The 2,229-nt window shown below is 47.1% G+C and carries 3 protein-coding genes and 1 pseudogene; all 4 read right to left on the bottom strand.

Annotation, left to right across the window (positions count from 1 at the left end; all coding sequences use genetic code 11):
- Positions 1 to 346, bottom strand: a pseudogene (locus tag Q0628_RS10220) (hypothetical protein); the annotation flags it as partial.
- A gap of 369 nt (positions 347 to 715) precedes the next feature.
- On the bottom strand, positions 716 to 850 hold the full coding sequence (locus Q0628_RS10215; protein ID WP_298770706.1) for a hypothetical protein: 135 nt from the start codon (positions 848 to 850) through the stop codon (positions 716 to 718).
- A gap of 14 nt (positions 851 to 864) precedes the next feature.
- The gene (locus tag Q0628_RS10210; RefSeq protein WP_298770704.1) at positions 865 to 1,674 is read right to left on the bottom strand and encodes a DUF3850 domain-containing protein; all 810 of its coding nucleotides are present in this window, start codon (positions 1,672 to 1,674) and stop codon (positions 865 to 867) included.
- Positions 1,675 to 1,691: 17 nt separating this feature from the next.
- Positions 1,692 to 2,165, bottom strand: coding sequence for a glycoside hydrolase family 38 C-terminal domain-containing protein (locus tag Q0628_RS10205; RefSeq protein ID WP_298770702.1), 474 nt, complete (start codon positions 2,163 to 2,165; stop codon positions 1,692 to 1,694).
- Between the last annotated feature and the right edge of the window lie 64 nt (positions 2,166 to 2,229).

Raw genomic sequence — 2,229 nt, 5'->3', positions numbered from 1 at the left:
CTTCTGCTCCGGTTCCGCCACTAATCAGCATAAGCTTCATGTGCAGGGCGTCTTCTATGTAGACGCCGACATCGATGAAGTTTTCGAATGCCCACCAGAGAGCGATGGATGCTCCCAGTATGTCTCGTTGCCAAATCCACAAGGATATACAAAAGACAATTGGCATGATGATTTGAAAGAGGGAACCGCCCAGAGAATGAATCACCGCGTTTCCAAAAATGGAAAAAACGATGTGTCCGGATTCGTGAACAGGAAGATTGAGGCAATGTAAATACTGCGCAATCCATGCGTCGTAGCCATTTGCCATGAGTTGGATGGTAAAGAAAATCATCGCGATCAGCAGCAAAACGCGAATATGCCAAAGCGGAAGTAATGAGACAAGCAATAAATCAGTGAATATGGCTGGAAGCCTTGATTTTATTGGGTTTGCTTGTCTCATTTAACCCGATTAAAGTGTGTTTTTTGATTTTGCCGTTTTTTCGCGAATTTCGCGGTTTGTTCTTTGAGCTCGAAAATTTCTCACAAGTCGTGAGAAATTTTTATTTATGTGAATTGGCGTTTTTGAGCCGTTAAAGGCGTTTTGAATTTTTCTTGAAAATTGGGGTGCGGACATTTGGTGCGGACATGTTTTTGTGGTTTGTCGCTTTTTGTGAGACAAAAAAAGAGGCAGGATTTTAGATCCTGCCTTAAATTTTTGCGGGTGGTGGAATTTGTTCTACAAGCCTGCCGTTTCATTGGTCCAGAGCGGTTTCAGTATCTTGTTCCAGATAAAGCCCCAAATGAAGCCGCCGCACCAGAGTAGCGGGGCAACCAACTGGCATAAGCAAGCGATTATAATCAGGAGCGTCATATTTCACCTCCGCGTTATACCTTTAATATAGGTTCTTTTTGGTCGTGTGGAACATTATTTTCCGCTTTTTTCTTCTGGAGTATGGCGGAGAACTCTTCGATGGTGGGCACCTGGAGCGTTCCTTTGCCGTAGGGGTTCGGGGAGCGCATCTGCGGGCATCCCGTGCCGAGTTTCTTGCTTGTGGCGTATTTCTTGACCATTTCGTGGACTTCGAAAACGTTGAAGTTATAATCGAAGCGGTCGAAGCCGTAGAACTGGAGAACGGTGCCGATGTATGGATCATGGAAGACGAGCTTTTCTTTCTGCTTGGCGAGTTCAGCCGTTTTCTTGAGCAGCATGGGGAGCAATAGTTCGAGCTGGCTGTCGGTTTCGGCCTGTTCGGGGGTCTTCTGCGTGCCCTGGAAGTCCTTCCAGTTCCTGAGTGCGGCATGCCAGTCGGAGAGCGGGAGCCCGGATTTCATCTTCCAGCCTGTCATGGAATAGTAGTTGTAGAAGCGGCGGGCGCAGTCGGCGGACTTGCCGAGCTTCGCGGCGTACTCGACGGCTTCATCTTCGCTTGCGGGGCGGTTGCCCACGTTCGTGCGGGTATTCTTCCCGGAGCGCTTGACGGACACGACGCAGTAGTCGTCCTTGATGCCCAGGGAGTCTTCGGAGTGCATGATGTAGGTGATGCGCACGGTAAGGCTGCGGCCTGTTTCGTTGCCGCCGTCGGTCTCGAAGAGCACCAGACGGTCGCCGACGCAGTAGAGTTTATCAACCTTGTGGATGACGAAGGTCAAGTCGCCGTTCATGAGCGCTTCAAAGTTCCTTTTTTTGACTTTCATGACGTATTCCATGGTGCTTACCTCACGAATTGCCAGGATTGCGGGGCCCTCTTGGCTCCCAAATCCTTTAAATGGAGCCAATCTTTGCCAAAATAGTCGGCTTCCACGATGTGCCAGGCATAGAGTTTGCCCTTGCCCTGGGCCTTGTATTTCTCGATTTCATCGCGGTTTACGCAGCTTTGAGAGACGATTTCGTCTGAAATTTCGGCAATTTCTGTAGACGAAGTTGTAATTGATGATATAATTGTTCTTTCAAACGGAAAACAAATTGTTGCTGATAGTGTAGTGTTTTCCTCGCACCAGATTTCTGCCGATGCACCAAGAGAAGTATAGGTCTTGTTATGATATGGCGGATAGTAAATCCAGTAGTCACCCTGATCGCCTGTTTCCTCAAAGTAGTTAAGGTTTTCAAACACTCTACCCGTTGTCTTTTCGGTTAGCGTAATTGTACCATTTGCATTAATTTCCGCTTTAATATATTCATTTTCCATTCATATTCCTTTCTTATTTATTCTACTATTGATTGTAACTATTTTCAATAGCATTGCAGGAAAA

Origin of the sequence: uncultured Fibrobacter sp. (assembly GCF_937877005.1) — a bacterium.
Classification (GTDB): domain Bacteria; phylum Fibrobacterota; class Fibrobacteria; order Fibrobacterales; family Fibrobacteraceae; genus Fibrobacter.
The sequence above is the reverse complement of the archived record's forward strand: the minus strand, read 5'-3'. Positions and strand labels throughout refer to the sequence as shown.

What these genes read in the sequence shown, in the direction of transcription:
- Q0628_RS10210 (WP_298770704.1), bottom strand. Translation starts at nt 1,674, where the DNA reads ATGAAAGTCAAAAAAAGGAACTTTGAAGCGCTCATGAACGGCGACTTG.
- Q0628_RS10215 (WP_298770706.1), bottom strand. Translation starts at nt 850, where the DNA reads ATGACGCTCCTGATTATAATCGCTTGCTTATGCCAGTTGGTTGCCCCG.
- Q0628_RS10205 (WP_298770702.1), bottom strand. Translation starts at nt 2,165, where the DNA reads ATGGAAAATGAATATATTAAAGCGGAAATTAATGCAAATGGTACAATT.